This is a genomic window from Pedobacter sp. AC190 (assembly GCF_979258025.1).
This window is the reverse complement of the sequence record NZ_OZ409824.1, coordinates 3,758,873-3,784,084: the sequence shown is the minus strand read 5'-3', so window position 1 is coordinate 3,784,084 and position 25,212 is coordinate 3,758,873. Positions and strand designations below refer to the sequence as shown.

General features: G+C 33.1%; 25 protein-coding genes and 1 tRNA gene. 16 read left to right on the top strand and 10 right to left on the bottom strand.

Going from position 1 to position 25,212, the window contains the following annotated elements; all coding sequences use genetic code 11:
• Window positions 1–15: 15 nt before the first annotated feature.
• From mltG to ACZZZI_RS16645, 5 genes are all read left to right on the top strand, one after another.
• Complete coding sequence (mltG, locus tag ACZZZI_RS16665; protein ID WP_344769036.1) at window positions 16–1,071, top strand: endolytic transglycosylase MltG; 1,056 nt, start codon at window positions 16–18, stop codon at window positions 1,069–1,071.
• Complete coding sequence (locus ACZZZI_RS16660; RefSeq protein ID WP_344769038.1) at window positions 1,071–1,481, top strand: acyl-CoA thioesterase; 411 nt, start codon at window positions 1,071–1,073, stop codon at window positions 1,479–1,481. The genes mltG and ACZZZI_RS16660 overlap by 1 nt, the downstream gene beginning before the upstream one ends.
• A gap of 7 nt (window positions 1,482–1,488) precedes the next feature.
• On the top strand, window positions 1,489–2,478 hold the full coding sequence (locus ACZZZI_RS16655) for a YihY/virulence factor BrkB family protein (protein WP_316760471.1): 990 nt from the start codon (window positions 1,489–1,491) through the stop codon (window positions 2,476–2,478).
• A gap of 95 nt (window positions 2,479–2,573) precedes the next feature.
• Window positions 2,574–2,658 (top strand) — tRNA-Ser (locus ACZZZI_RS16650).
• Window positions 2,659–3,564: 906 nt separating this feature from the next.
• Window positions 3,565–5,724: an FUSC family protein gene (locus ACZZZI_RS16645; protein WP_344768795.1), complete on the top strand. Its 2,160-nt coding sequence runs from the start codon at window positions 3,565–3,567 to the stop codon at window positions 5,722–5,724.
• On the opposite strand, the gene ACZZZI_RS16640 is transcribed toward ACZZZI_RS16645, so the two are convergent.
• The 3 genes from ACZZZI_RS16640 to ACZZZI_RS16630 are packed head-to-tail and all read right to left on the bottom strand — an operon-like array spanning window position 5,721 to window position 9,514.
• A complete protein-coding gene (locus ACZZZI_RS16640; protein ID WP_463490102.1) occupies window positions 5,721–6,155 on the bottom strand; it encodes a hypothetical protein in 435 nt (144 codons plus the stop codon). The genes ACZZZI_RS16645 and ACZZZI_RS16640 overlap by 4 nt on opposite strands.
• A gap of 3 nt (window positions 6,156–6,158) precedes the next feature.
• On the bottom strand, window positions 6,159–7,154 hold the full coding sequence (locus ACZZZI_RS16635; RefSeq protein ID WP_344768799.1) for a PorP/SprF family type IX secretion system membrane protein: 996 nt from the start codon (window positions 7,152–7,154) through the stop codon (window positions 6,159–6,161).
• The gene (locus ACZZZI_RS16630) at window positions 7,154–9,514 is read right to left on the bottom strand and encodes a hypothetical protein (protein ID WP_463490100.1); all 2,361 of its coding nucleotides are present in this window, start codon (window positions 9,512–9,514) and stop codon (window positions 7,154–7,156) included. Before ACZZZI_RS16630 ends, ACZZZI_RS16635 begins: the two co-directional genes overlap by 1 nt.
• A 344-nt stretch (window positions 9,515–9,858) precedes the next feature.
• On the opposite strand from ACZZZI_RS16630, the gene ACZZZI_RS16625 reads away from it, so the two are divergent.
• Window positions 9,859–10,269, top strand: coding sequence for an organic hydroperoxide resistance protein (locus tag ACZZZI_RS16625; protein ID WP_316760480.1), 411 nt, complete (start codon window positions 9,859–9,861; stop codon window positions 10,267–10,269).
• A gap of 66 nt (window positions 10,270–10,335) precedes the next feature.
• On the opposite strand, the gene mgtE is transcribed toward ACZZZI_RS16625, so the two are convergent.
• The 3 genes from mgtE to ACZZZI_RS16610 all read right to left on the bottom strand — a co-directional run bounded on the left by mgtE (window position 10,336) and on the right by ACZZZI_RS16610 (window position 13,507).
• Window positions 10,336–11,688: a magnesium transporter gene (mgtE, locus tag ACZZZI_RS16620; RefSeq protein WP_316760482.1), complete on the bottom strand. Its 1,353-nt coding sequence runs from the start codon at window positions 11,686–11,688 to the stop codon at window positions 10,336–10,338.
• Between the two features lie 83 nt (window positions 11,689–11,771).
• Window positions 11,772–12,893, bottom strand: coding sequence for a magnesium/cobalt transporter CorA (gene corA / locus ACZZZI_RS16615; RefSeq protein ID WP_316760485.1), 1,122 nt, complete (start codon window positions 12,891–12,893; stop codon window positions 11,772–11,774).
• 2 nt (window positions 12,894–12,895) lie between these two features.
• The gene (locus ACZZZI_RS16610) at window positions 12,896–13,507 is read right to left on the bottom strand and encodes a WbqC family protein (protein ID WP_463490097.1); all 612 of its coding nucleotides are present in this window, start codon (window positions 13,505–13,507) and stop codon (window positions 12,896–12,898) included.
• A 39-nt stretch (window positions 13,508–13,546) separates the two neighbouring features.
• Here ACZZZI_RS16610 and ACZZZI_RS16605 point away from each other — a divergent pair, with 39 nt between their 5' ends.
• Window positions 13,547–14,419 carry a lysophospholipid acyltransferase family protein gene (locus ACZZZI_RS16605; RefSeq protein WP_463490095.1) on the top strand — a complete coding sequence of 291 codons (873 nt, stop codon included), beginning with the start codon at window positions 13,547–13,549 and terminating at the stop codon, window positions 14,417–14,419.
• A gap of 5 nt (window positions 14,420–14,424) precedes the next feature.
• Window positions 14,425–15,435 (top strand): glycosyltransferase family 2 protein, encoded by a 1,011-nt coding sequence (locus ACZZZI_RS16600; RefSeq protein WP_463490093.1) that lies wholly within the window; start codon window positions 14,425–14,427, stop codon window positions 15,433–15,435.
• Here the strand turns inward: ACZZZI_RS16600 and aroQ are convergent, their stop codons facing one another.
• A complete protein-coding gene (gene aroQ / locus ACZZZI_RS16595) occupies window positions 15,436–15,858 on the bottom strand; it encodes a type II 3-dehydroquinate dehydratase (RefSeq protein ID WP_316760495.1) in 423 nt (140 codons plus the stop codon).
• A 62-nt stretch (window positions 15,859–15,920) separates the two neighbouring features.
• Here aroQ and xerD point away from each other — a divergent pair, with 62 nt between their 5' ends.
• Window positions 15,921–16,820, top strand: a complete 900-nt coding sequence (xerD, locus tag ACZZZI_RS16590; RefSeq protein ID WP_463490091.1) for a site-specific tyrosine recombinase XerD — start codon at window positions 15,921–15,923, stop codon at window positions 16,818–16,820.
• On the opposite strand, the gene prmC is transcribed toward xerD, so the two are convergent.
• Window positions 16,817–17,662 (bottom strand): peptide chain release factor N(5)-glutamine methyltransferase, encoded by an 846-nt coding sequence (gene prmC / locus ACZZZI_RS16585; RefSeq protein WP_463490089.1) that lies wholly within the window; start codon window positions 17,660–17,662, stop codon window positions 16,817–16,819. The two genes, xerD and prmC, sit on opposite strands and share 4 nt — an antisense overlap.
• Window positions 17,663–17,722: 60 nt before the next feature.
• Between prmC and ribD the strand changes: the two genes are divergently transcribed.
• The 4 genes from ribD to ACZZZI_RS16565 are packed head-to-tail and all read left to right on the top strand — an operon-like array spanning window position 17,723 to window position 21,159.
• Window positions 17,723–18,778: a bifunctional diaminohydroxyphosphoribosylaminopyrimidine deaminase/5-amino-6-(5-phosphoribosylamino)uracil reductase RibD gene (gene ribD / locus ACZZZI_RS16580; RefSeq protein WP_463490087.1), complete on the top strand. Its 1,056-nt coding sequence runs from the start codon at window positions 17,723–17,725 to the stop codon at window positions 18,776–18,778.
• On the top strand, window positions 18,775–19,644 hold the full coding sequence (locus ACZZZI_RS16575; RefSeq protein WP_463490085.1) for an EamA family transporter: 870 nt from the start codon (window positions 18,775–18,777) through the stop codon (window positions 19,642–19,644). The genes ribD and ACZZZI_RS16575 overlap by 4 nt, the downstream gene beginning before the upstream one ends.
• Complete coding sequence (locus ACZZZI_RS16570; protein WP_463490083.1) at window positions 19,631–20,245, top strand: IMPACT family protein; 615 nt, start codon at window positions 19,631–19,633, stop codon at window positions 20,243–20,245. Before ACZZZI_RS16575 ends, ACZZZI_RS16570 begins: the two co-directional genes overlap by 14 nt.
• Before the next feature lie 53 nt (window positions 20,246–20,298).
• On the top strand, window positions 20,299–21,159 hold the full coding sequence (locus ACZZZI_RS16565; protein ID WP_463490081.1) for a nucleoside phosphorylase: 861 nt from the start codon (window positions 20,299–20,301) through the stop codon (window positions 21,157–21,159).
• Between the two features lie 38 nt (window positions 21,160–21,197).
• Here ACZZZI_RS16565 and ACZZZI_RS16560 read toward each other — a convergent pair whose 3' ends face one another.
• A complete protein-coding gene (locus ACZZZI_RS16560) occupies window positions 21,198–21,593 on the bottom strand; it encodes a DUF1398 domain-containing protein (protein ID WP_316760508.1) in 396 nt (131 codons plus the stop codon).
• A 2-nt stretch (window positions 21,594–21,595) separates the two neighbouring features.
• Window positions 21,596–22,645 carry an aldose epimerase family protein gene (locus tag ACZZZI_RS16555; protein ID WP_463490079.1) on the bottom strand — a complete coding sequence of 350 codons (1,050 nt, stop codon included), beginning with the start codon at window positions 22,643–22,645 and terminating at the stop codon, window positions 21,596–21,598.
• Window positions 22,646–22,709: 64 nt separating this feature from the next.
• On the opposite strand from ACZZZI_RS16555, the gene ACZZZI_RS16550 reads away from it, so the two are divergent.
• The 3 genes from ACZZZI_RS16550 (at window position 22,710) to ACZZZI_RS16540 (ending at window position 25,133) form a co-directional block, all read left to right on the top strand.
• Complete coding sequence (locus ACZZZI_RS16550) at window positions 22,710–23,861, top strand: galactokinase (RefSeq protein WP_463490077.1); 1,152 nt, start codon at window positions 22,710–22,712, stop codon at window positions 23,859–23,861.
• A gap of 66 nt (window positions 23,862–23,927) precedes the next feature.
• Complete coding sequence (locus ACZZZI_RS16545) at window positions 23,928–24,458, top strand: RNA methyltransferase (RefSeq protein WP_316760514.1); 531 nt, start codon at window positions 23,928–23,930, stop codon at window positions 24,456–24,458.
• A 9-nt stretch (window positions 24,459–24,467) separates the two neighbouring features.
• Window positions 24,468–25,133: a YdeI/OmpD-associated family protein gene (locus ACZZZI_RS16540; protein WP_344768830.1), complete on the top strand. Its 666-nt coding sequence runs from the start codon at window positions 24,468–24,470 to the stop codon at window positions 25,131–25,133.
• The last annotated feature ends 79 nt before the right edge of the window (window positions 25,134–25,212 follow it).

The window sequence follows — 25,212 nt, the reverse complement described above, 5'->3', positions numbered from 1 at the left end:
ACGCATATTACGACAATGACTGAAGTAGAAAAAAAGAAAATGAGTACAGGTAAAAAAGCTGCAATGATTATAGCAGTTCTTATTGTTCTGATTGGTGGATATTTTGCATTAAATCTTTACAAAGTTTACTTCGCTCCTAATGTTACCGAAAATCAGAAATATTTATATATCAAAACTGGATCTAATTACGATGATTTAATTACAAATTTAAAGACTAAAGATATTCTAAATAGTCCATCCTCTTTTGCTACGGCAGCTGGTAAAATGAATTTACCAACAAGCTTGAAACCTGGCCGTTATCGCCTTAAAAAAGGAATGACTAACCGTACTTTAGTGAATATGATTAAAGCTGGAAACCAGGAACCAGTAAAATTAAAGTTTCAAAATATTCGTAAAAAAGAAAACTTTGCGGCCTACTTAGCCAGCAATTTAGAAGCCGATTCTTTAGGTTTTATCAGTGTTTTAGATTCGACTTCGTTAATTAGTAAATACGGATTCAATCAAGATAATGTTTACGCAATGTTTATTCCGAATACTTATGAAATGTATTGGAATGTTTCGCCTAGTGAATTTATGGAGCGTATGCATAAAGAATATGATAAATTTTGGACTGCAGAACGTAAACAAAAAGCTGCTAGCTTAAACCTTACTCCTGCCCAAGTTTACACTTTAGCTTCAATTGTTGATGCAGAAGCTCTTTATGATAAAGAGATGCCAATAATTGCTGGACTGTATTTGAACAGATTAAATAAGGGAATTTTATTACAAGCCGATCCTACCGTAATTTTTGCCAATAATGATTTTACAGTTAAACGTGTTACTAATAAATTACTTCAGGTTCAATCACTTTACAACACGTATAAATATGCAGGATTACCACCCGGACCGATTATGATGCCGAGCATTAATGCAATTGATGCTGTTTTAAATCGCCAGCAAAATGATTTTATTTATATGTGTGCCAAAGAAGATTTTTCGGGATACCACAATTTTGCCGCTACTAAAGCAGAACATGAAATTAACGCGAAAAAATATCGTGAGGCTTTAAACAAAAGAAACATTTTTAAATAATGTTTATACACGAAACGAAGGTTAAGGTTCGCTACGCAGAAACGGATCAAATGGGCGTTGTCCATCATGCTAATTACGCATTATATTACGAACTTGCCAGAACAGAGTGTTTTGAAGCCTGCTCAGGAATAACATACGAATCGATGGAATCGGATGGAGTAATGTTGCCATTGCTGGAATTACAATCTAAGTTTTTAAAACCTGCACTTTATAATCAGGTTTTAACGGTGAAATCTATTGTTAAAGAATTACCTACTGTTCGTTTAAATGTAGAATACGAAATTTATAACGAAAAAGAAGAACTGATTAATATTGGAAAAACTACTTTGGTATTCGTAGATAAGCAAACACGCAGACCTTGCCATCCTCCAAAAAATTTTATGGATGGAGTTACTCAATATTTTATTTAACAATTAAATGGAATGGTTACACAGGCAATTATTAAATCTTAAACTCTATTCTAAATTTATCGAATGGAGCAAAACTTGTGTGTTACCAGGTTTTAGTCCATTACCACTTTATACAGTTGCAACTTTCTTTTTTAAAGAAATCGGTAAGGATTCGCTTGTTAATAAATCCTCTTCCTTGGCTTACAGCTTCATGTTAGCCATTTTCCCAGGCATTATCTTCCTTTTCACCTTAATTCCCTTCATACCAATTAAAGGCTTCCAGGATCAGTTATTAAGCTTAATGGAACTTGTACTACCCCACAATGCATTTGATGCATTTGAAACGACCTTAAAAGACATTATTAAAAAACAAAATGGCCGTTTACTATCCTTTGGTTTTATATCTGCTATTTTCTTTGCAACCAATGGTGTTAAAAATTTAATGAAAGCATTTAATAAGTCATCCTTAATTATTGAAACAAGAAGCTGGTTAAAGCAACGTTTAATTGCTTTGATATTAACCTTGGTAATTTGCTTTTCAATAATAATCTGCATTAGTGCAATGGCTTTAGGCGAAATTTTATTAAACTATATTAAAACAGAGTTACACATTAAAGATAGCTTGGCTGTATATGCCATTCAATTAACCAGATGGGCTTTACTTGCTATCTTATACTTTATTACCATTTCTGTTCTATATCGTTATGGGCCTTCGCATGCAAAGAAATGGAAGCTCTTTAGTGCAGGTTCTTGGTTGGCCACAATTTTAGCTTTTTTAACCATGTGGGGATTTTCGTTTTATATCAACAACTTCGGTTCTTACAATAAAGTTTATGGCTCTATTGGTACTTTAATTGTTGTAATGATTTGGCTTTATTTAAACTCTTTAATTTTATTAATCGGTTTTGAGCTTAATGCGAGTGTTGATGTAAGTAAACGAAGTGTTAAAATTATTCGCCCTACATTCAATCTATTCAAAAAAACAGATCGGATTGAAGAAAATATCAGAAAAAAATAATTTTTTCTCCCTCTGTGTTAAGCAATTATCAACTTTATATAAAAAAAAGCACATTGGAGTTTGCAGATTTAAACTGGATTCGTACTTTTGCCGATGGAAAGCTGGCAGAGTGGTCGAATGCGGCAGTCTTGAAAACTGTTGACTGTCATAGGTCCGGGGGTTCGAATCCCTCGCTTTCCGCTTCACAGCGTAAAAAATCCTGCATCGAGAGATGGCAGGATTTTTTGGTTTATAAATAGCCGCATTTATTAATTACATCGTTTTTATGAGCAATTCGAACTGATTTTTGTTGAGGAAATATTCAACCTACCATTTAAATAGCTTAAACACTAGGTTTATTTATTTTGATGATTTAAAATCAAATGGAGCTTGAATATATTAAACATGGAGAAAAATTTGAACAAAATAAAAACGGGGTTCTTCTTCTTGCGATTCAGTTCCCCGTTTTAACCTTAATAACAACCGTAATTATCATTAAAGCATCTAATAACTCTGTAAATTGAATTTCTTCGTTTTTACTTGGTTTTTGCAAACTTTTGTAAATCGTTAAGAAGTTATTTCCGATAGCCGTGTTCCGTAAAACAATACTATTTTCAATAATGCCTGTTTAAGCCTTTTGGTTTTCGAATACATAATCTCTCGACTTTGTATTTATATTCTTAATTGGTTTAAACCGCTCAAAAAACAACCATATTCTTATGAAGTTAATCCGAAAAACTTCCCCTTTCGGTTCTGTTTCTCTTTTGGATTCTCTTTTCAGACTTTCAATTACTCCGTATTTGATATATTCTAATATAGGGTGAAAAACGATCTATGTCAATAAAAATATATTCTTTTTATAAACAAAGTTATCAACCTGAAAATCAGACTTGTTAACATATAAATTTGCCAAAAACATTGTTTTCTGCATTTGAAACAAAATATAGCGTTACTTTATCCACACAAACACATAACTAACTTACTAACAAACAGATAACAAATAGTGAAATTATATATTTATGTTTTCTGCTTAAAAGCTTAAAGTTTATGAAAAAACTTAATCCAAATCATTCAACAAAAACATAGGTAATATGTTATTTTTGTGATATGCAGATCAAGCAACCCATAAGAAATATTCAGGATTTTTTACTCAGCACCTATTTTGCTGATGGGTTGCGCATTACAATTGGTGTGCTGCTTCCCTCCTTAGTATTTGCTCAATTCGGTTTACTTAAATACGGAATGACCTTATCTCTCGGTGCGCTATGCGTAAGTGTTGTTGATAGTCCTGGACCAATGGTACATCGCCGAAATGCTATGCTAATTACAGCTGTGCTCATATTCATATTTTCGATATTAACGGGATTAACCAACAAAAGCCATTATTTTATTGGCTTTCTGTTAATTGTATCCAGCTTTATCTTCTCAATGCTCTACATATATGGAATAAGGGCGGCATCTATTGGTACCGCTACCCTATTAATAATGGTTTTGAGTATCGACGATATAAGACCGTGGCAGGAAGTATTAATCCATTCGCTAATGGTTTTAGCAGGTAGTTTATGGTACACTGGATTAAGTTATTTTGTTTACCGATTACGCCCTTATCGATTGGTGCAGCAATCGTTAAGCGATTCGATTATCGAGGTTGCAGAATTTTTAAGGGAGAAAGCTAAGTTTTACCATCGAAATAACAATTACGATAAAACATATGCAGATTTATTGCAATTGCAGGTTTCCGTTCATGAAAAGCAGGATGCAGTTCGAGAATTATTATTTAGAACTCGTGAAATTATTAGGGATTCGACACCTGAGGGCCGATTTTTAATGCTTGTGTTTGTTGATATGGTAGATTTGTTTGAGCAGGTAATGTCTACCTATTACAATTACAAGCAATTACACGATCAATTTGATTCTGCTAACATATTGCCAGATTACGAAATGGCTATAAAACGCATTTCTTATGCTTTAGATGATATTGCTTTCGCGTTAAAAAGCGGTGGTAAGCCTGTTATTTCAAAACGATTGTTAATAGAAATTGAGCGTTTAAAAATTAAAATAAATAATTTCGAAGGAAACAACAATAATAACCAATTTAGCACCTCTGCTATTATCGCTTTAAAAAATATTGAGGTTAATATCGAAAACATACTTGCTAGAGTAAAAACGATTAATAATTATTTTAAACTCCGCAATAGTAAAGATATAAGAAAGGCTGATGTTGATACAGAAAAATTTATTACTCGCCAAAAATTTGATTTTAATCTATTTACAGAAAACTTAACCTACAGTTCATCCACTTTTAGGCACTCTTTAAGGGTTACTGTTGTTATGCTTTTAGGTTATGTCGTTTCTCAGATTCTCAATTTTTCTCATAGTTATTGGATACTTTTAACCATTCTGGTGATTTCTAAACCAGGATTTAGTTTAACTAAACAGCGTAACTATCAAAGATTGATAGGCACTACAATTGGTGCTTTTATTGGTATGGGTGTGGTAACCTATATTCATGATAAAAATACGTTATTTGCGATCCTCTTAATCTGCATGATTGGCTGTTATAGTTTTCAACGAAAAAATTATGTTGTAAGCGTATTATTTATGACGCCCTACATCTTGATTTTGTTTGATTTTTTGGGAATGGGTTCCATAGCTCTAGCAAGAGAAAGAATTTACGATACTTTTATAGGCTCAGGAATTGCACTTTTAGCGAGCTATTCGTTATTTCCAACATGGGAACGAGATAAACTAAAGGATGCGATGGTTAATATACTTTTGGCAAACAAAGCGTATTTCGAGCAAATTGCAAAACTCTATTTTGAAAACAATTACAATCGAACAGATTATAAACTGGCAAGAAAAGAGGTTTACGTTAGCACAGCAAACCTTGCTTCTCTATTTCAAAGAATGTTCTCCGAACCAAAAAGCAAGCAAATCTTTATAAAAGAAGTTCATCAATTTACTGCGCTAAGTCATTTACTATCTTCATACATGGCAACTTTATCGCTGTATAACAAAGAACACGATTTTCATGTCGAAAATTTTGAAGCGCTAAAGCCAATAGCAAACAACACGGTTTATTTGCTTGATACTTCAATTGAAAATTTGCATAAAGGACAAAATACAATTGATAATGTACCTTTAATCCGTTTAAATGAAACTGGTTTTAGCATAAAATCAGGAGAAGATTTAATACCAGAACAATTTGATTTAATACAAAAAGTTGCCTACGATTTATACAAACTTTCTGTTAAAATAAAAATCTAACTTTTATCCAATTGCTCAAAAATTGCACAAATATTAAAGGGCAATGTTAAAATAGAACCGTTATCTAGTTTAAAAACAATTTGAATTTCACATGCTGTTTTCTTGCTTTCCAAATCTTTAGAACTAATCATTATTGGATAAAATTTTTGTTCTGGATTATCTGATTTGATTATTTCTTCTCTTGATTTAAATTTCAATTTGGTTTCAATACTCCCTTCTTTCAAATAAATCCGATCAATTTTTTTGTAATTACCATTCGATACGAAATCTAACATCAGCTTATCATCTAAAAGAGATGCATTCTTATAAAGTTCAAATGCATAATATTTATTATCATCTCGATAATATTGATAATCTAAGCTTTGTTTCTGCTGTGCAAAACACATTTTTGATAGCGCAATAAAAAAGAATATAATTAAGGATGTTTTCATTTTTTAGAATTTAGGGCATGGAACTTTAAAACCTTTAAAGTTATTATGTCGATAGATTAATGAAATTTCGTAAGTACGTGGAGTAGAACTTAATACACGATTACTTAAAATTGTATAATTAATACCTGCACTAACATTACCGAATACTAACCCCAGATATGGGTAAACCGACGATTCGTTAAATTTATACCACAGACCGCCATTCAATTTCAACTTCGTTTGATCGTTGGGCTTAAAACCAATTACTACACCAGCTAATTTATCATTAATATTCCCCTGGCCATTGTAAATTGCAGTTAAGTTGAAATCAACATAATCATTTACTAGATAAAGTAATCCAAAGTTTACTGTCCTTCTTGCAGGTAAGGCGTTATTAGTTGCCCCAAGAAGTGTTTCAACAGGTTTGGTAAGGTGGTATTGAGCATAACCAACGGCTAAACTCATCCGCTCGAAAGTTGCAGAAAAGTTAGCTCCAATATTTAAATCGAAATACGATGTTCTATCGTTTTGCAGATTTAAATAATTTGGCAATGTAGGATCGAATCCACTCCCATTATACTGAGATGCAAATGTAAGTTTGTTATAATCTAAAAACCTCGAAACATAAGATATTTGAGGTGCTAAGCCAAACTTAAACCGATGATGAACATCAAGATATTGATAATAAGAAGCGCTTGCGCTAATGTATTGTGATTTTAATGCCTTATTGAAAGACTCATCAAACAAGCCACTAACCCCTATTGAAAACACACTATTTGTAAAGTTCTCATCGGCAATTAGTTTAACATCTCCAGATATACTGTACGTATTATATGGATCACCAAGATTTCCCCATTGCTGCCTGGTATTTAAAGCTAAGCGATAGTCGCCATCGAAAAACCCAGTAAAAGCTGGATTTAAAGCCAAAGGCGCAGCAAAATACTGAGAAAATTTTGGGTCTTGTGCAGAACAACATATAGTTATAAAGCACAATATTAGAGTTGTTATTTCTTTGTACATTATAATATTAATATAGTTTTACCTTTTGATTGAAATTTCCCGCCCAAAACATCTATGCCTTCTGCAAACCATGAAAAAGTTTCCATTGGATGCATTTTAGAATTAAATTGCCCATCCCAGCCAGTTGAAACCATACTGCCAGTTTGATAAACCAAAATGCCCCATTTATTATAAACCTTAAAGCTTATTAATTTTTGTATGCTTGTAAAAAATGGATAAAGTAGATTGTTCGTAGATTTTTGAGGGGTAAAAGCTGTTGGAACAACTATTTTAGGAGCTGGTAAAACAGTTACCACAAGCGGAGCTGATATAGAGCATCCTTTATCACTTTCTAACGAAATATAATAAACACCACTTTTATTTATTTTTGTAGGATCGGCAAGTTGTTTAGTAAGCGAAGCATCCTCATAATAACGAGCCTTTACATAGCCCTTACTACCTTTAACGATATCGGCAGATGTTAAATCAATATAATCATAATCGAAAATTGAATTGGGTTGATTTAAAACAATTGTTGGCAATGGATTAATCGTAACATTTATTTTTGCAGATACAAAACAGCCATTGGCATTTGTAATTTTCACAAAATAAGCCCCCGTAGTGGCTATTTGGCTTGGTAGAGTAATTTTGTTGCTTAAATTACTATCGGTATAATATGAATAGGTTACTCCTATGGTAGTTCCAGTATATAAACTTTGTTCTGTGATATCAATTGTAGAAGGATAACACACAGGGCTCGGATCTTTTGTTACCAAAACGGGTAAATCAAAAACTACTACACTAATTTTATCGGTAACCGCACAACCCAAAACATTTGTTGCTTTAATATAATATGTTCCACTTCTGTCGATTTTTGTTGCATCGGGTATTATCTGATTAAATGCTGCATCATAATAAAACTGATATTTTAAATCTTTATCGCTACCAGTAAAATTATTTAAGGCACTAATATCAACGGTTTCAGGATAGCAAACAGCTTTGGGATTTGTTATTTTAAGGATTGGTTTAGTATTTACAATAACATCTACAGCTAAAATTTTACTACAGCCTAAATCGTTGCTGAGTTTGGTGTAATATCTTCCACTAACATTTATTCTGGTTGGATTAGCTAAAGTTTTAGTAGCCGCCGCATCAGTAAAATAACCTTTAGTTACATCAGTTAAATCCCCAACATATATATCATCATTTGATAAATCTACAGTCTGATTATAACAGGCTTGAGGTGGATTTTTAATTGTAATATTTGCTATGTCGAAGATCGAAATATCTACACTGCTAACGCTTTCGCATCCTTTATAATTTGTGGCTTTTATATAATAAGTTTTATTCTCATTGATCTTTACCATCCCAGTTATAGGAATTGATAAATCTTTGTCTTCATAAGCAAAGTAACTAAAATCAGCATTTCTATTAAGCACATAATCATCTGATGTTAAATCAATTAAAGTACCTTGACAAATTGTATTTTTTGGTAGAAGTTGAAGTTGGTAATCAACCGCCATAACAACAGCACTTAAAGTACTCGGACAACCATACCCAGTAAAAGGTACTACATCAAGAACGATTACTGTACCATCTGGTGGTGTTGGTTTAATTTTAACCGTTTGCCCTGTCCCATATTTAATTGTTCTATCACCATTGTACCAATCATAGGTTTGAAATCCACTCGGACCCGAAACATTAAGTTCTTCAGAGCTTTTACAGTAAGTATTACCGATAATTAAATCTCCACATAAATTGTTCACATCAACATAAGCATAGCCAAAATGCCCACCCAAAGTACAATCTCCAGTTATAAATTCTAAAAGGAGTTGTTTTCCTTGGTACCCAGACAAATTTATTGTTACTGGAGTCCATTCTTTATATATAACAGTACTACTTGATTTAGATTTTTTGAAGCCAGGGAGTGTTGAAGTTGCTATGTATTCGAATGAGGCGCAAGGGATATATTTACCCGTTTCAACATCTTTTACCCTTGCAATGAAGCGTGGTTGTTCTTCCTTAGGATGATTAGGATCTTCGAATACTACTGCATATTGATATGTAAGGGTAAATTCGGAACGATTGGCTGGTACATTTATCAGATATGAAATCCCCTCACCTTGTGCGCCAGTTCCATTATTCCCAACCTTAACAATATAGTTTCCACCACTCTTCGGAACAATTTGAAATTGACCATACTGATCCAAGGCTGTTTTGTTGTTCTGTAAGGTATGCCTACCCAAAACTGCAGAAGATACTTCGGTTAGATTTACACCTGAAAAATTAGAGGTTCCTGTGTAAATTTTCCAGTTTTTGAAATTGCCATTTTCAAAACCAATGTTTTCTGGACATAATTGTGCTTGTAATTTTGATGGCATAACCATGCTGGCTATACATAACATCAATAGTAATCTATAAATCAATAGGGAGCGATATTAATAATTCTATATAAAAATAGTTATACTGGTATAATTAGTTAGTCGTTTTTTTGTGTTTATGTATTTTTTTACACGAAAACTAGGCGTAAAAAAATTATTTCACCAGGCATAAAAGCGCACTTATTTAGCTGGCGATCAGACTAATTAAATCAATTAATTCTTGCTTTAAATTTAAATTTGAGGCAAGAAATTTTACACGAAAACTATTCGTTTTTTGTATGCATAAAGGCATTTTTCAAACAATTTTGCTTAGATAGCTGTTGTTTATGCTTTAACCGAAAATTATGGAAAAGTTATATACAGCTGAAGTTACAGCTACAGGGGGCAGAGACGGGCATATCAAATCAAACGATGGTCAATTGGAATTTGAAATTAGAAAGCCAAAAGAACTTGGCGGTCAAGGTGGGGCTACTAACCCAGAGCAGTTATTTGCTGCAGCTTGGGGACCTTGTTATCTTGGCGCTTTAGGTTCTGTTGCCGAACGAGAAGGTGTAGATGTTAGTGAAGCTTACGTTAATGTTTTGGTTTCATTTAATAAAGATGGAAATGCCTTTGTACTTTCAGCAGATTTAGATGTACATATCCCAGGAATATCGCACGATGAAGCCCAATCAATTGCTGAAAAGGCACATAAAGCTTGTCCTTACTCAAAAGCAACTAGAGGAAATATAGATGTGAGAATTACAGCTATTTAAACAAGTAAAAATAAAAACGGACTTTGCTAGTCCGTTTTTTTATGATTAATATTTTCTGTTGCAACCTTATAGCAAAAGCTTGCTAGCCAAGCCTAAAATTAAAAGAAAGCCAAAAACATCGGTAAAAGTGGTAATAATTATGGATGAAGCAATTGCTGGATCGATACCAACTCTTTTTAAGATTAACGGAATTCCAGCTCCAGTTATACCAGCAATTACTAAATTACCTGTCATTGCCAAAAAGATAACCAGTCCCAGCATGGGGTTTCCATCGAAAAAGAATGCAAAAATGAACACGATTAAGCCATTGGCGGCTCCATTAATTAAACCGACAGTAAATTCTTTTAATACCGTTCTATAAGCCTGCTTATCTGTTAAATCATAGAGCGAAATACGACGAACCGTTACCGCCAAAGCTTGTGTTGCGGCATTTCCACCCATACCTGCAATAATGGTCATATAGGCAGCTAATGACGGGATTAATTTAATTGTTGGATCGAAATAGCGTACAACTGATGAAGCTAAAAAAGCGGTTCCTAAATTGATAATAAGCCAGGGCAAACGGGATTTTACAGCTTCGACCCAATTACCACTCAGTTCTTCATCTTCTGATACACCTGATATTTTTAAAATGTCCTCCGTACTTTCCGCTTCCATAACGTCAATAACATCATCGAAAGTAACTCTACCTAATAATTTCTGATGCTCATCAATTACTGGAATACTGGTTAAGTTATACTGAGAAATCAAATTAGCTACCTCTTCCTGATCGGTATCAGGATGCACATAAACTGCATCGATTTTTACAAGTTCAGTGATTTGAGCATTGTGCCTGGCCTTGATGATATCTTTTAGAGAAACAATGCCTTTAAAAATCTCATTATCATCTACAACATAAATGGTATAAAATTCCTCCATCTCTTCACTCTGACGGATGATTTCATCAATTGCATCTTTCTTAGTTAAGTTAATGTTTACACAGATCAGTTCTGTGTTCATTAAACCACCAGCTGTCTTCTCGTCGTAAGTTAAAAGATTACGAATTTCAGAAGCATGCTCATCTTGTAAGTCTTCCAGAATTTCCTTCTGTTCGTGGTCTTCAAGTTGAGAAATAATGTCGGTAGCATCATCATAATCCAGTTCTTCAACAATTTCAGTACGCTTATCGGGATGCAGCTGAAAAAGTAAATCTTCAGGATGAGATTCCTCATCCATCTCAGAGATAATTTCTGAAGCTATTTCTGCAGGCAACAAATTAATAATGTGTTGCTGTTCTCCTTTATCTAAGCGTTCGAATAAAATTGCAATTTCTGAGGCATGATATTCCCCTAAAACTTGTTTTAAAGTTTCATCACCAGCTAAAATTGCATTTTTAACCTTCAGTACGTCGCTCTTATCTATTTCGAATGATGATTGCATATTTCTTGAGCTTCTAAAATAGCAATTCTAATACATTTTTAATGTTAAAACTTCTATTTCCAATAAAGAAAATTGTTGGAGGGTTATTTAAACCAGCCTCTACGCCAAAAGTATATAACTTGTATAATGGCAATAACAAGCATAACAAGCCAGGTGTATAAATAGCCATGTTCGGCATAAAGTTCAGGCATATTATCGGTTAATATTTTACCAGTTGTTGGGTCTTCCCTACTAAAATTCATACCGTAAATACCAGCAATAAAAGTTAGTGGAATAAATATGGAAGAAATTATGGTAAGAACTTTCATAATTTCATTCATCCGATTACTAATGATGGATAAATTCATATCGATGTTTGCCGACGCAATTTCTTTTAAAGACTCTATAAAATCGATGATTTGAATGCAATGGTCGTAAGCATCTTTAATGTATGTTTTAGTTAGATCAGAAATCAATGGGCTATCACTTCGCAAAATGTCGTTTAATTTATCTCTTTCTGGCCAGGCTACTTTCCTAATTGTAATTAATGATCGCTTTATGGCTTGTGTATCATACATAATTCGTTTATCAGGATTATCAAATAAACGGTCCTCAATTGCATCCAATTCTTCGCCCCAAAAATTAAGAAGCGTAAAATAGTTATCTACAATTGCATCCATCATGGCATACATTAGGTAACTACTTCCACCTATTCTAATATTTCCTTTACCTACTTCTAGCCGTTTTCTAACAGGATTAAAGCAATCTTCATAATTCTCCTGAAAAGTAATTAAGAATTTTGGTGTAAGGATAAATGATATTTGCTCATTACATAAACCATTTTCTTCGCTTAAGTAAAGATGTCTGCTAACTGAAAAAACATATTTATCGTTATCATATTCATCAAGTTTTGGCCTTTGATACGAACTTGTGATATCTTCAAGCACCAATCTACTTACATTTAATTTTTCGTATAAGGTTTCAAAAATGCTTGGATCAGCCAAACCTTTAATATCAAACCAATAGAAAAAATTACTATTCTCGGTTAGCTTTTCTATATTATCGATGTTTTTTAATTCTTCATTTTTATAAGATTTATCATCATAAGTATGGAAAGTGATAATGGGCTTTAACGCATTTTCATCAATGGTATATAAACCTGGACTGGTACCAGGCTCGGGCACTTTATAGTGAATGTGTTTATTGCGTTTTTTATTTTTAGCCATAATTAAAGGTATAACTTAGCCTGCGGACCTTGATTGAATAACAAATCGACAATACTTAAGTTAGGAATAAACTGATGTTTATCTTCAAAAACCTGAAAATATTGCTTATTGTTTAAATATTCATCAGTTTTTTTTGGACTCATCATATTTCGATAATCAAATTCAGGCTCAATATGATCATAATACTCGGTGGTAAAATTAAAAGTGATATCCAATTTAAGCTTTTTAGATAGCCATTCAATCAGTTCAAGGTTGTAATCGAAAAGAAAATCAAATTTCTTATTATAAAAAAGTACTAACTCATCCTCGTAAAATTCGAAATAAGCCGAGCTGCGATAACAACTTTCCAAACTCATCCAATGTAAGCGCTGCCAGTTAAAATCGTAACTAATTTTAACATCTTTAATTGCTGTTCTCATTTTTGCTCCTTTTACTACTGGAACAGTAATATCGAGTTTTCCGTTTGGTGAGTATATCCCAGCTCTGTTTCGGAAGGTTTGTTTAGGGAAATGCTCAAATTTTTCGATTAAAAAATCGGGCTTAATTTGTTGTATTTTACTAAAATAGCTTACAGGAGGAAGATAAAATAAAGGAAGTATAGCGGTATTTTGCATTTGAAAATATATGTTTGTAATTCAAACGTTTTAAAATTAATGATTAAAAGAGGGATTGCGCACGTGGGCGTATTTTTTTTATGCCTGATTTCGCTATTGCCTCTGCAAATATTATTTATTTTTGCAAGATTACTATATTATATCCTTTATTACGTAATCCGTTATCGAAAAAATGTTGTTCGTAATAACTTAACAAACTCCTTTCCCGAAAAATCTGAACAGGAAATTATCAAAGTCGAAAAGAAATACTTTAAGTTTTTAGCAAATTTGATTTTCGAAATCATTAAGCAGAAAACAATTTCAAAAAAGGAAACTTTAAAAAGAGTAAAATTTGTAGGCATTGAGCAATTAGAAGCTCATTTTAGCAAGGGTGAAAGTGTTTTGGCTTGCACTGGTCATTATGGAAATTGGGAGCTAGGCACTTTAGCTTTAGGCTTAAATATCTCTGCTAAAACGATTGTGATTTACAAACCAATAAATAATAAAACTTTCGAGTATTGGTTTAATAAACTTCGTACTAAATTTGGAAATGTATTTGTTGCCATGAAACAAACTTTACGTAGTATGGCAACCTATAAAAATGAACCAAGTTTATTGTGTTTTGCAAGCGACCAATCGCCTACCCGCGAGGAAAGTAAATATTTTCTTACCTTTTTAAATCAGCCAACTGCGGCTTTATTAGGAGTAGAAAAAATTGCAAAATCTACAAACAGACCTATTTATTACTTTAAAGTGAGCTCTGTAAAAACAGGCTATTATACTGTTGAAGTTTTACCAATGTGCTTAAATCCTTCTTTAACTGCTGATGGTGAAATTACCAATATGCACTTTAAGTTTTTAGAAGATATAATTAAAGAACAGCCTCAATATTGGCTTTGGAGCCATAAACGCTGGAAATTTAAACCCGAATAATAATAATGAATCCATCAGTAGCAGTTGTAATTTTAAACTGGAATGGTAAAGCTTGGTTACAACAATTTTTACCCAGCGTTTTACTCTCAAAATACGATAATTTGCAAATTGTTGTAGGCGATAATGGCTCTACAGACGATTCTGTATCCTATATTAAGCAAAATTTTCCAACCGTTAAAATTATAAAAAACGATGTTAACTACGGTTTTGCTGGCGGATACAACAAAATTTTAGAACGTGTTGACGCTGATTATTTTGTGCTTTTGAATTCGGATGTAGAAGTTACTCCAAACTGGATTCAGCCTGTTATTGATTTGATGGAGAGCGATGATAAAATTGCTGCAGCACAACCTAAAATTAAATGGCAAGAAAATAAAGCGCAATTTGAATATGCTGGTGCAGCAGGCGGTTTTTTAGATATTTATGCTTTCCCATTTTGCCGTGGAAGACTATTTAACATTTACGAAATTGATAAAGGCCAATACAATGATACCAAAGAAATTTTTTGGGCAAGTGGTGCAGCTTTTTTTATTAAAAGTACGTGTTGGCTAGAAACTGGTGGTTTAGATGCAGATTTATTTGCCCACATGGAAGAAATCGATTTGTGCTGGAGATTAAAGAACCTTGATTACAAAGTAGTTTATTGTCCTGATGTTGAAGTTTATCACGTCGGTGGCGGCACACTTCAAACGGAAAATCCTTTTAAAACCTATCTTAATTTTAGAAATAACTTAATCATAATGCAGAAAAATCTTCCTGCTGGAGATGCTATTTTTAGAATTTTCATTCGAATGTGTATCGATTTTATTGCCTGGTGGCATTTTCTTTTAAGTGGAAAGCCGAAGTTTACATTGGCTGTAAGTAAAGGCCATTGGCATTTTATTAAAGCACTAAGTAAAACGGCATCAAAAAGAAAACAAATCCAAAAACCCTATGCTGAGCATACTGGAGTTTATAAAAGCAGCGTGGTTTGGGCGTTTTTTATCAAGAAAATTAGATTCTTTTCCAATTTATAATTAAGCATTAAATAGTAAACTTTCAATCGCCAAACGGTAACCATTCATTCCGAAGCCAGTTAAAACACCTTGGCAATTTTTGCCTGTTAAAGAAGTGTGCCTAAATTCCTCTCTAGCATAAATATTAGAAATATGAACTTCTACAACAGGTGTTTTAATTGCAGCAATAGCATCTGCAATAGCAACTGAAGTATGCGTGTAACCACCAGCATTTAAAATAATCCCATCGTAGCTAAAACCAACTTCGTGCAGTTTATTTATAATTTCGCCTTCAACGTTACTTTGAAAATACTCAATATCAATTATAGTATAAATTTCTTTTAGCTTAATTATATACTCATCAATGCTTGTATTACCATAAATTGATGGCTCACGTACGCCTAAAAGATTTAAATTCGGACCGTTGATAATTTGTATTTTCATGTTGATATTATAACGTTAAATGTTGTAACGTTGCAATGTTATAAAAAATCTTAAATAAAATCATGCTTTGGCAATCATATATTAAAGGATTTAAAGGTTATTTAAAATTAGAGCGCTCGTTGTCAGGCAATTCTGTTGATGCTTACTTAAATGATATTGATAAATTAAATCAATATTATCAATCTTTAAATGTAGAGCCAGCCTTAAATGCAATTGTTGCAGCAGATATTAAATTATTTATAAGCTGGCTTAACGAACTGGGTATGCAAGCGAGTACGCAGGCAAGAGTTATTTCAGGATTAAAATCGTTTTTTACTTATTTAATGCTTGAAGAGGTAATTGTAAACGATCCGATGGCGTTAATTGAGGCTCCAAAACTTAGCCGAAAATTACCTGACACCTTAAATATTCATGAAATTAACAGCCTAATTGATGGTATTGACGCCTCTAAACCAGAAGGCATGCGTAATAAGGCCATTATCGAAGTTTTGTATGGCTGTGGTTTACGGGTTACTGAACTAACCGAACTAAAAATTTCAAATCTGTATCCTCAAATAGAATTTTTAAAGGTTATTGGTAAAGGAAATAAAGAGCGGCTGATCCCGATTGGTGGTGTTGCCTTAAAGCTTTTGGATCTTTACATTCATCAAATCAGGGTTCATGTAAAAATTAAAAAAGGAAATGAAGATTTTATCTTTCTGAATCGTTTTGGAGCTAAACTATCGAGGATTTCGATATTTAACCTAATTAAAAGTTTAGCCGTTCAAACTGGATTAAAAAAGACAATCAGTCCACATACTTTGAGGCACTCTTTTGCTACTCATTTAATAGAAGGAGGAGCAGATTTACGTGCTGTACAAGAAATGTTGGGGCATTCGAGTATTACTACAACCGAAATTTACACACACATAGACAGAGATTTTTTAAGAGAAGTAATTACGCAATTTCATCCTCGTTCTTAAGGATTAGTTCTAGCCATAATCATTCTATCCTTGCCCTGCATATCTTTCTTTAACTCTATGTTTTTAAATCTTTTATCAATAAGTATCTGAAGCGTTTCTTCCCATAAATATTCATTAATTTCGAAAAATAAATAACCATTTGGATTCAGATTACTCAAAGCAAAATCGGCAATTGCTTTATAGAAAATCAAAGGGTTTTCGTCACTAACAAATAATGCTGTATGCGGCTCATGTATCAAAACGTTTTCATGCATTTCTGCTTTTTCAAGCTCTCTGATATAAGGTGGATTACTCACAATTACATCGTACATCTTATCTGTTGAATATTTTAAAATATCCGCTTCAATTAAGTTGATATTTATTTTATTCAATTGTGCATTTTCCGCAGCAACTTTTAAAGCTTCAGAAGAAATATCGATAGATGAAACATCTAAATGTGGTAAATGCTTCTTTAATACGATTGGAATACAACCCGAGCCAGTTCCAATGTCTAAAAGCGACTCCTTTTTATCTTTAACATGATTAATAACCCAATCCACAAGTTCTTCAGTTTCTGGTCTTGGTATCAAAACGTTGCTCGTAACTTTGAAAGGTAAACCGTAAAAAATAGTTTCTCCTAAAACCTGTTGAACAGGCTTACCTGTTTTCAAATCAGTCAAAATTTTCGAAAGTTTATTAGAATCTTTAGCTAAAATTTCTTTTTCTTTATCGATAACTAACTGGCTTTTAGCTACTTTTAAAACACTGCTTGCGGCTAAATTAAATATTGCTTTCGCCTCATCGTTATCGTAAAAATGGCTTAAACTCTGTATATATTCTTTTTCTAAGGCTTTAATATTCATCGATTACAAAAGTAATAAATTGGTAACTATCCTTGTCATAATTTAACTACTTTTGCGCTAATGAGCGATGAATTTTACATAAAACGTTGTTTAGAGTTAGCAGCGATAGCAATTGGAAATGTAAATCCAAATCCGATGGTTGGTTGTGTTATTGTGGCCAATGGTAAAATTATTGGCGAGGGTTTTCACCAAAAATATGGCGAAGCCCATGCAGAGCCAAACGCCATTAAATCTGTTTTAGAAAAATATGGTGATGAAGCCGAAAATCTACTAAAACAAGCCACTGCCTATGTTAATTTAGAGCCTTGTGCACATTTTGGAAAAACCCCGCCCTGTGCCGATTTATTTGTAAAGTATCAATTAAAAAAAGTTGTTATTGGCAACCGAGATCCATTTTCTGGTGTTGATGGAAAAGGCATTGAGAAGCTTAAAAATGCAGGCATTGAAGTTTTAAGTGGTATTTTAGATGATGAATGTAAGTACTTTAACAGACGTTTTTTTACCAGAATACAAAAACAGCGACCTTATATTATCCTTAAATGGGCAGAAACTGCAAATGGCTATTTTGCCACAACAAACGGCCATCAAAAATGGATAAGTGGGGCATTGGCAAAACGTCTTGCTCACCAATGGCGAACAGAAGAAGATGCAATTCTAATTGGCAAACAAACCGCGGTGATAGATAATCCTCAATTAACAAGTAGAGAATGGCCTGGAAAAAATCCAGTAAGGTTGGTAATTGATAAAAATCTTCAGGTACCACAAAGCAATAATATTTATAACAAGGAAGCAAAAACTATTATTTTTAATGAAATTAAAACTGATGTGGTTGATAATATTCATTACATCCAAATGGAAGATATGCACTTCTATTTAGCTCAAAAAATTTCCTTTCAGTTATATTTAATGGATATTCAATCGGTTATTATTGAAGGCGGTGCAAGTATTTTAAAGCAATTTTTAGAGGCCAATCTTTGGGATGAAGCCAGGATTTTTGCTTCAGCAAACAGCTGGAATCAAGGTATCCCTGCTCCTGTTGTGAATGGCGATATAACAGATCAGATTATTATTGGTAATGATAAACTTTCTATCTATATAAACAATATAAATAAATGATATACATAATTTTAAGTATTTTTTGCAGCGTTACCGTTGCTGTATTGTTAAAGCTCGCAAAAAGATACAAAATCAGTATTATACAAGCCGTCACTTTTAATTATTTAACTGCGCTAACCCTATGTTGTCTTTTTTTTAAACCCGATGTTAAAATAATTACAGGAACTGCACCCTGGCCAATTTATATCGCGTTAGCCATTTTACTTCCAACCATATTTTTATTTCTTGCAGCATCGGTAAAAAAACTGGGAATTGTTAAAACCGATATCGCTCAACGTTTATCGCTTTTTATACCAATTCTTGCAGCGTATTTTATATTTAAGGAAGATTTTAATCAACTAAAATTTATAGGTCTTGGTGTCGGTTTTTTAGCTATCATTTTAACTTTCCTTAGAAAATCAGAAAGTAAATCCGAATCAGGCAACTGGTTCTATCCAATAATAGTTTTCGTTGGTTTTGGCTTTATAGATGTGCTTTTTAAACAAATAGCCTTACACAAAGAGTTGCCTTATACAACATCACTCTTTACGGTTTTTAGTCTGGCTTTTTTTGTTTCATTAATTATCATCATTATTATGATTGTTGCCAGAAAAACTAAACTACAATTGGTTAATATAGGCTGTGGATTAATTTTAGGGCTATTTAATTTTGGTAATATCCTTTTCTATTTAAAAGCGCACAAGGCCTTAGCCACAAATCCATCTACCGTTTTTGCAGCTATGAATTTAGGTGTAATTGTAGTTGGTAGCTTAATTGGTATTTTGGTTTTTAAAGAGAAACTCACTAAACTAAATTATTTCGGAATTGCACTTGCATTATGTGCTGTAATTTTAATCACTATATCTCAATTAAATGCTGTTCGATGATTCATATAAAACAATAAATGGGGCAGCTGAAGGTATTTTTAGAGATAAGGGCAGTAAATTTATTGCTTACGCCTATCCTATACGTTCCGAAGAAGAAATTAAACCTTTAATTAATAATTTGAGGTCGGAACATGCCAAGGCACGGCATTTTTGCTATGCTTATCGTCTTACTCCAGATCGATCTGTTTATAGAATTAACGATGATGGTGAGCCATCTGGAACAGCAGGCAGACCGATTTTAAACTGCCTTTTATCAGAAGATTTAACCAATATAATAATTGTTGTAGTTCGATACTTCGGCGGCACTTTACTTGGTGTTCCAGGGCTAATAAATGCTTATAAAAATGCAAGTCTAGAGGCAATTTCAGCATCAAACATTATCACAAAAACTGTAAATGATATTTATGATGTTCATTTTGAATATTTGCAAATGAATGATGTTATGAAAATTATTAAGGATGAGAATCTTGATGTTTTATCTCAAAACTTTGATATAAATTGTATTTTAAAATTTGAAATTAGAAAAGCGCAATTAAATCAGGTTTTAAGTAAGTTTGATAAAGTTGAAGGCATAAAACTAAAATATCTTCAAACTATTTAACCAAATAAGAAACCAATTTAATAGGTTCATTTCATTAAAAGCATAATCGAATTATGAAAATAGCAGAAAGCGATTTAATTATCAATCCTGATGGAAGTATTTACCATCTCAATCTTTTACCTGGTGATGTTGCAGCAACGGTAATTACTGTTGGCGATCCTGACCGTGTTGGAGAAGTAAGTAAATATTTCGACAGCATCGAATTTAAAAAAGGCAAACGCGAATTTGTAACGCATACTGGTTTAGTTGGAAATAAGCGAGTTACTATATTATCTACAGGGATTGGAACTGATAATATTGATATCGTTTTTAATGAGTTGGATGCGTTAGTAAATATCGATTTTGAAACCCGTGAAGTTAAAAAAGAACTTACATCCTTAAATATCATTCGTGTCGGAACTTCTGGTGCCGTTCAACCTGATGTTCCAATGGGTACAATTTTAGCATCTTCTTTTGGCTTAGGAATGGATGCTTTGATGAATTATTATGTTCATGATTTATCTGGCGATGAAAGAAGTTTACTCGACGATATTAAAACTCATTTCGGTCATTTAAAAAATATAAATCCTTATTTAACTGCAGCAAGTGATACTTTATTAAACACCATTGGTAAGGATATGGCAAAAGGAATTACCATTACAGCGCCAGGTTTTTATGCACCACAAGGCAGACAAGTTAGGGCCAAAAATGCGGTACCTAACTTTATTAAACTGATAAATAGTTTTAAAAGTAATCAGAACAGGATTACTAATTTGGAAATGGAAACTGCCGGAATTTATGCTTTGGCTAAAGTTTTAGGTCATAAGGCGCTTTCTGTGAATGCAATTTTGGCCAGCAGAGTAAACCTCGAATTTAGTAACGAACCTAATAAAATAGTAGAACAGGCTATTAAAATGGTTTTAGAGCGGATATAAAAAAACTGCTACGATTAAATTTATTCGTAGCAGTTTTTTTATGCGGATGGAATTTCTTCTTTAACGAGCTCTGTTTGTTTTGTATCGAGATAGCTACAAGTCATGCTATTCAAATCAATTACCCATTTTTCTACTCCAGCATCAGCCGCTTGCTTACAAAAAGTAAAATAATCTGTTTCACCCCGCTGATGAATTTTTAATGCATGTTCTAATTTTTCGGCAGAAGATTCGCTATTAATAACGAGTTCTGGATATTCATCTGGACTTGCCTGAACGGAATAATCGTCGCTATTAAAGTAGACAGATAAACCGTTAGCTACATAAACATCGTTTCTAACTACACCTAATGCCTTAATCTCCTTTATAAATTGAGGAAAATCAGCTCCTGTTTTTATTTTTGATTCTGCTGCTTTAATTTCTTCTATGCTGAACATAATTATTTGGTAAGTGAAACTTTAAAAATGGTTGTTTGCGTGTACAAATCTTCAGGTTGTAAAACTGTGGTCGGAAATTCGGGAATGTTTATTGCATTCGGGTGATGTTGTGTTTCGATACAAAATGCGTCATAAGCACCATAATCTCTGCCATCTTTTCCATTCTTAGCCTTTAAATACTTCGATGTGTACAAATGTGCTACTGGTTCGGTTGTGTACACGCTTAAAGTTAAACCGCTTTCATCCTCAAATGTTTTACTCGCGAGCGATAAATCGCCATAGGTTTTATCCAGCACAAAAGTTTGGTCGTAACCTTCCTCAGGATTCCAGTCTTTTGAAAGCTCTTTAGATTCGGTAAAATCTAAAGCTGTTCCTTTAACAGGCAGTAATTTTCCAGTAACGCAATAGTTGTCATCTTGCTCCAAGTAATTTGTTGCAAATATTTGTTGTTTATGTTTACCAACATTACCACCATTAGGCGATAAATTAAAATAACCATGGTGCGTTAAATTAATGGCGGTTGCTTTATCCGTTTCTGCTTCATAAGTTAAAATAAGCTCATCATTATCCGTTAGTTCAAAGGTTAAATCAACGATTAAACTACCAGGAAAACCTTCTTCCCCATCAACACTTTCATATTCAAGCGTAACAAAAGATTGATTCTCTTCTCCTAATTCAACAATATCCCAAACCTTTTTATCAAAACCAACAATTCCACCGTGTAAGCTATCGGTGCCCGTATTTTTTTCTAATTGATAATCTACGCCTTCAATCGAAAATTTTCCGCCTTTAATTCGGTTTGCATAACGGCCAATAACCGAGCCGATATGAGGATTATTTTCTAAGTATTTTTCATTAAAATATCCTTCTATATCATCAAAACCAAGTACAATATCCTGCATTTCACCTTTGATATTTTTCACCACAAAACGGTTAATTATTGCACCATAATTAAAAATTTCGACATAAGTACCTTTGCTGTTGGTTAGTTCGATTGCGATAATTTCTTCGCCATCAATAAATTTTCCTGTAGATGTTTGCTGAATGCTCATAAATTGTAACTTAGGGCTTTTGTTTCCTAAACAAACATACTATTATTTAAATATTTTCAACCAAATGAAGATTAAACTTGAAGAAAAATTTGCTGAGCTATACTATAAAAATGCTGATGCTGTTTACTTTACACCTGGCCGAGTTAACCTTATAGGCGAACATATTGATTACAATGGCGGATTAGTGATGCCTTGTTCAATTACTCTGGGAACTTGGCTAGCAATTGCACCAAACAGTGATAATAAATTCAGATTTAAAAGTTTAAATTTTGAAGTTCAAACCGAGGTTGAAGCCAATATTAGTCACGAAAAAAATGGAAATCTTTGGGCAAATTACCCTATCGGTGTAATAAATGAATTTATTAAAGATGGTAAAGAAATCACAGCTTTAGATTTTCTATATTTTGGAAATATCCCTATTGGTTCGGGTTTATCTTCTTCTGCTTCGATAGAAATTGCAACAGCTTTTGCATTAAATGAATATTTCAATTTAGGTTATGATAAACTGGAATTAGTAAAAATGGCTAAAAGAGTTGAAAACGATTTTATCGGTCTGAATTCTGGTATAATGGATCAATTCGCGGTAGCTTTTGGAGAAAAGGATAAAGCAATTGTTTTAGATTGCGAAACACTAAAATATAAAATGGTTGATATAAATTTAGGAAACTACGTTTTAGCGATTATTAACACTAAAAAACCCCGAGAACTGGCAGATTCTAAATACAATGAAAGAGTTGAAGAATGCCAGACCGCACTAAAATTATTAAACGAAGAAATAAAACTTAACAATTTATGTGATTTAACTGCCGAAAAGTTTGCATTACATAGTCACCTAATTACGGATGAAGTTATTTTAAACCGTGCAACTCATGTTGTAAAAGAAAATGATCGAGTACATTTAGCGGCTAAAGCTTTAAATGCAGGGGAATTAAGTGATTTTGGCAGATTAATGTATGCATCGCACGAATCGCTAAGAACTTTGTATGAAGTTAGTGGAAAAGAACTAGATGCCGTGGTTGATTTTTGTGCAGATTACGAACATGTAATTGGCGCACGGATGACTGGCGCTGGGTTTGGCGGTTGCGCAATTGCTTTACTGGAAAAAGGTTTCGAAGAAGATTTTGCAAAGCATTTAACTAATTATTATGTTGATAAAATCGGTTATCCAGCAGAAATATATGTGAGCGAAATCGGAAACGGCCCAATAAGATTATAGAATTAAATATATTTACAATGCTGATTTTAAGTCTTTAAGATTTAGAATCAGCATTTTTTAATAAGAATGAAGAAATTAAAATTAGATGAGCTTAATAGAGCTGATATAGAATCGTTTAAGGCGCAAGAAAAACTTCCTGTTGTTGCTGTTTTAGATAATGTGAGAAGTATGCACAACATTGGTTCTATTTTTAGAACCGCTGATGGTTTCGCACTAGAGCAAGTTGTACTTTGCGGTATTACCGCCCAACCTCCACATCGCGAAATCGAGAAAACTGCATTAGGTGCTACACAATCTGTAAATTGGGTTCATTATCCAGAAACTACAACCGCGGTAGACGAATTACGAGCTCAAGGTTATGAAATTGTAGCGATTGAACAAGCTGAAAACAGCACAATGCTAAATACATTTACACCAGATTTGGACAAAAAGTATGCTTTAATTTTCGGAAACGAAGTTGATGGGGTGAGTGATGAAGTAATGGCAAAGATTGATGAGTGCATAGAAATTCCTCAATTTGGAACCAAGCATTCATTTAATATAACCATTTCTGCTGGAATTGTTTTTTGGGATTTCTTTGCTAAATTAAGGTTGTAATATCTTCAGATGGAAAATTTATTTTTAAAAAAACTTCAAATAAAACCGAATTTTACGGTTAAAGTAATTGATGCACCCGAAAATGCAGCTGCTATTTTTGGAAATATTCCATCTGAAATATCCCTAAAATATACAGATGATACAACTTTCGATGTACTTATTGCCTTTTCGATTAGTAGATTACAACTCAATTCGCAAATAGAAAATAATCTAAAATCAATTAACTCTAAAACTATATTTTGGGTTTTTTATCCAAAAAAATCATCTAAAATTTCTTCTGATTTAGATTTAATGAAAACCTGGAAGGAACTTGGCGTTTATAATTTATCGCCTTGCGCATCGGCAGCTGTAAACGAAACCTGGACTGGTTTAAGGCTAAAATTAGCAACCGAAGTAAAACACTCGGGTGTAGGAAACCAACAAATTAAATCGAACGAATACGGTAATTATATCGATCCAGTAAATAAAACCGTAAAATTACCTGAAGATTTAGCATCAATCTTAACTCAAAATCATACTGCCTTGAGTTATTTCAATAGTCTGGCTTATTCTCATAAAAAGGAATATGTACTTTGGATTTTAACCGCAAAGCAAGACAAAACAAGACAAGCAAGGTTAGAAAAAACAGTAAATATGCTTTCTTTGGGTAAGAAAAATCCATCAGATAAAGCTTAAATATTAAGTACCAAATTCTCGTTTGTATAGAAAAGGCTACAAAATTTAACCAGATTTTAATGGTAAAAAGACTTTTATG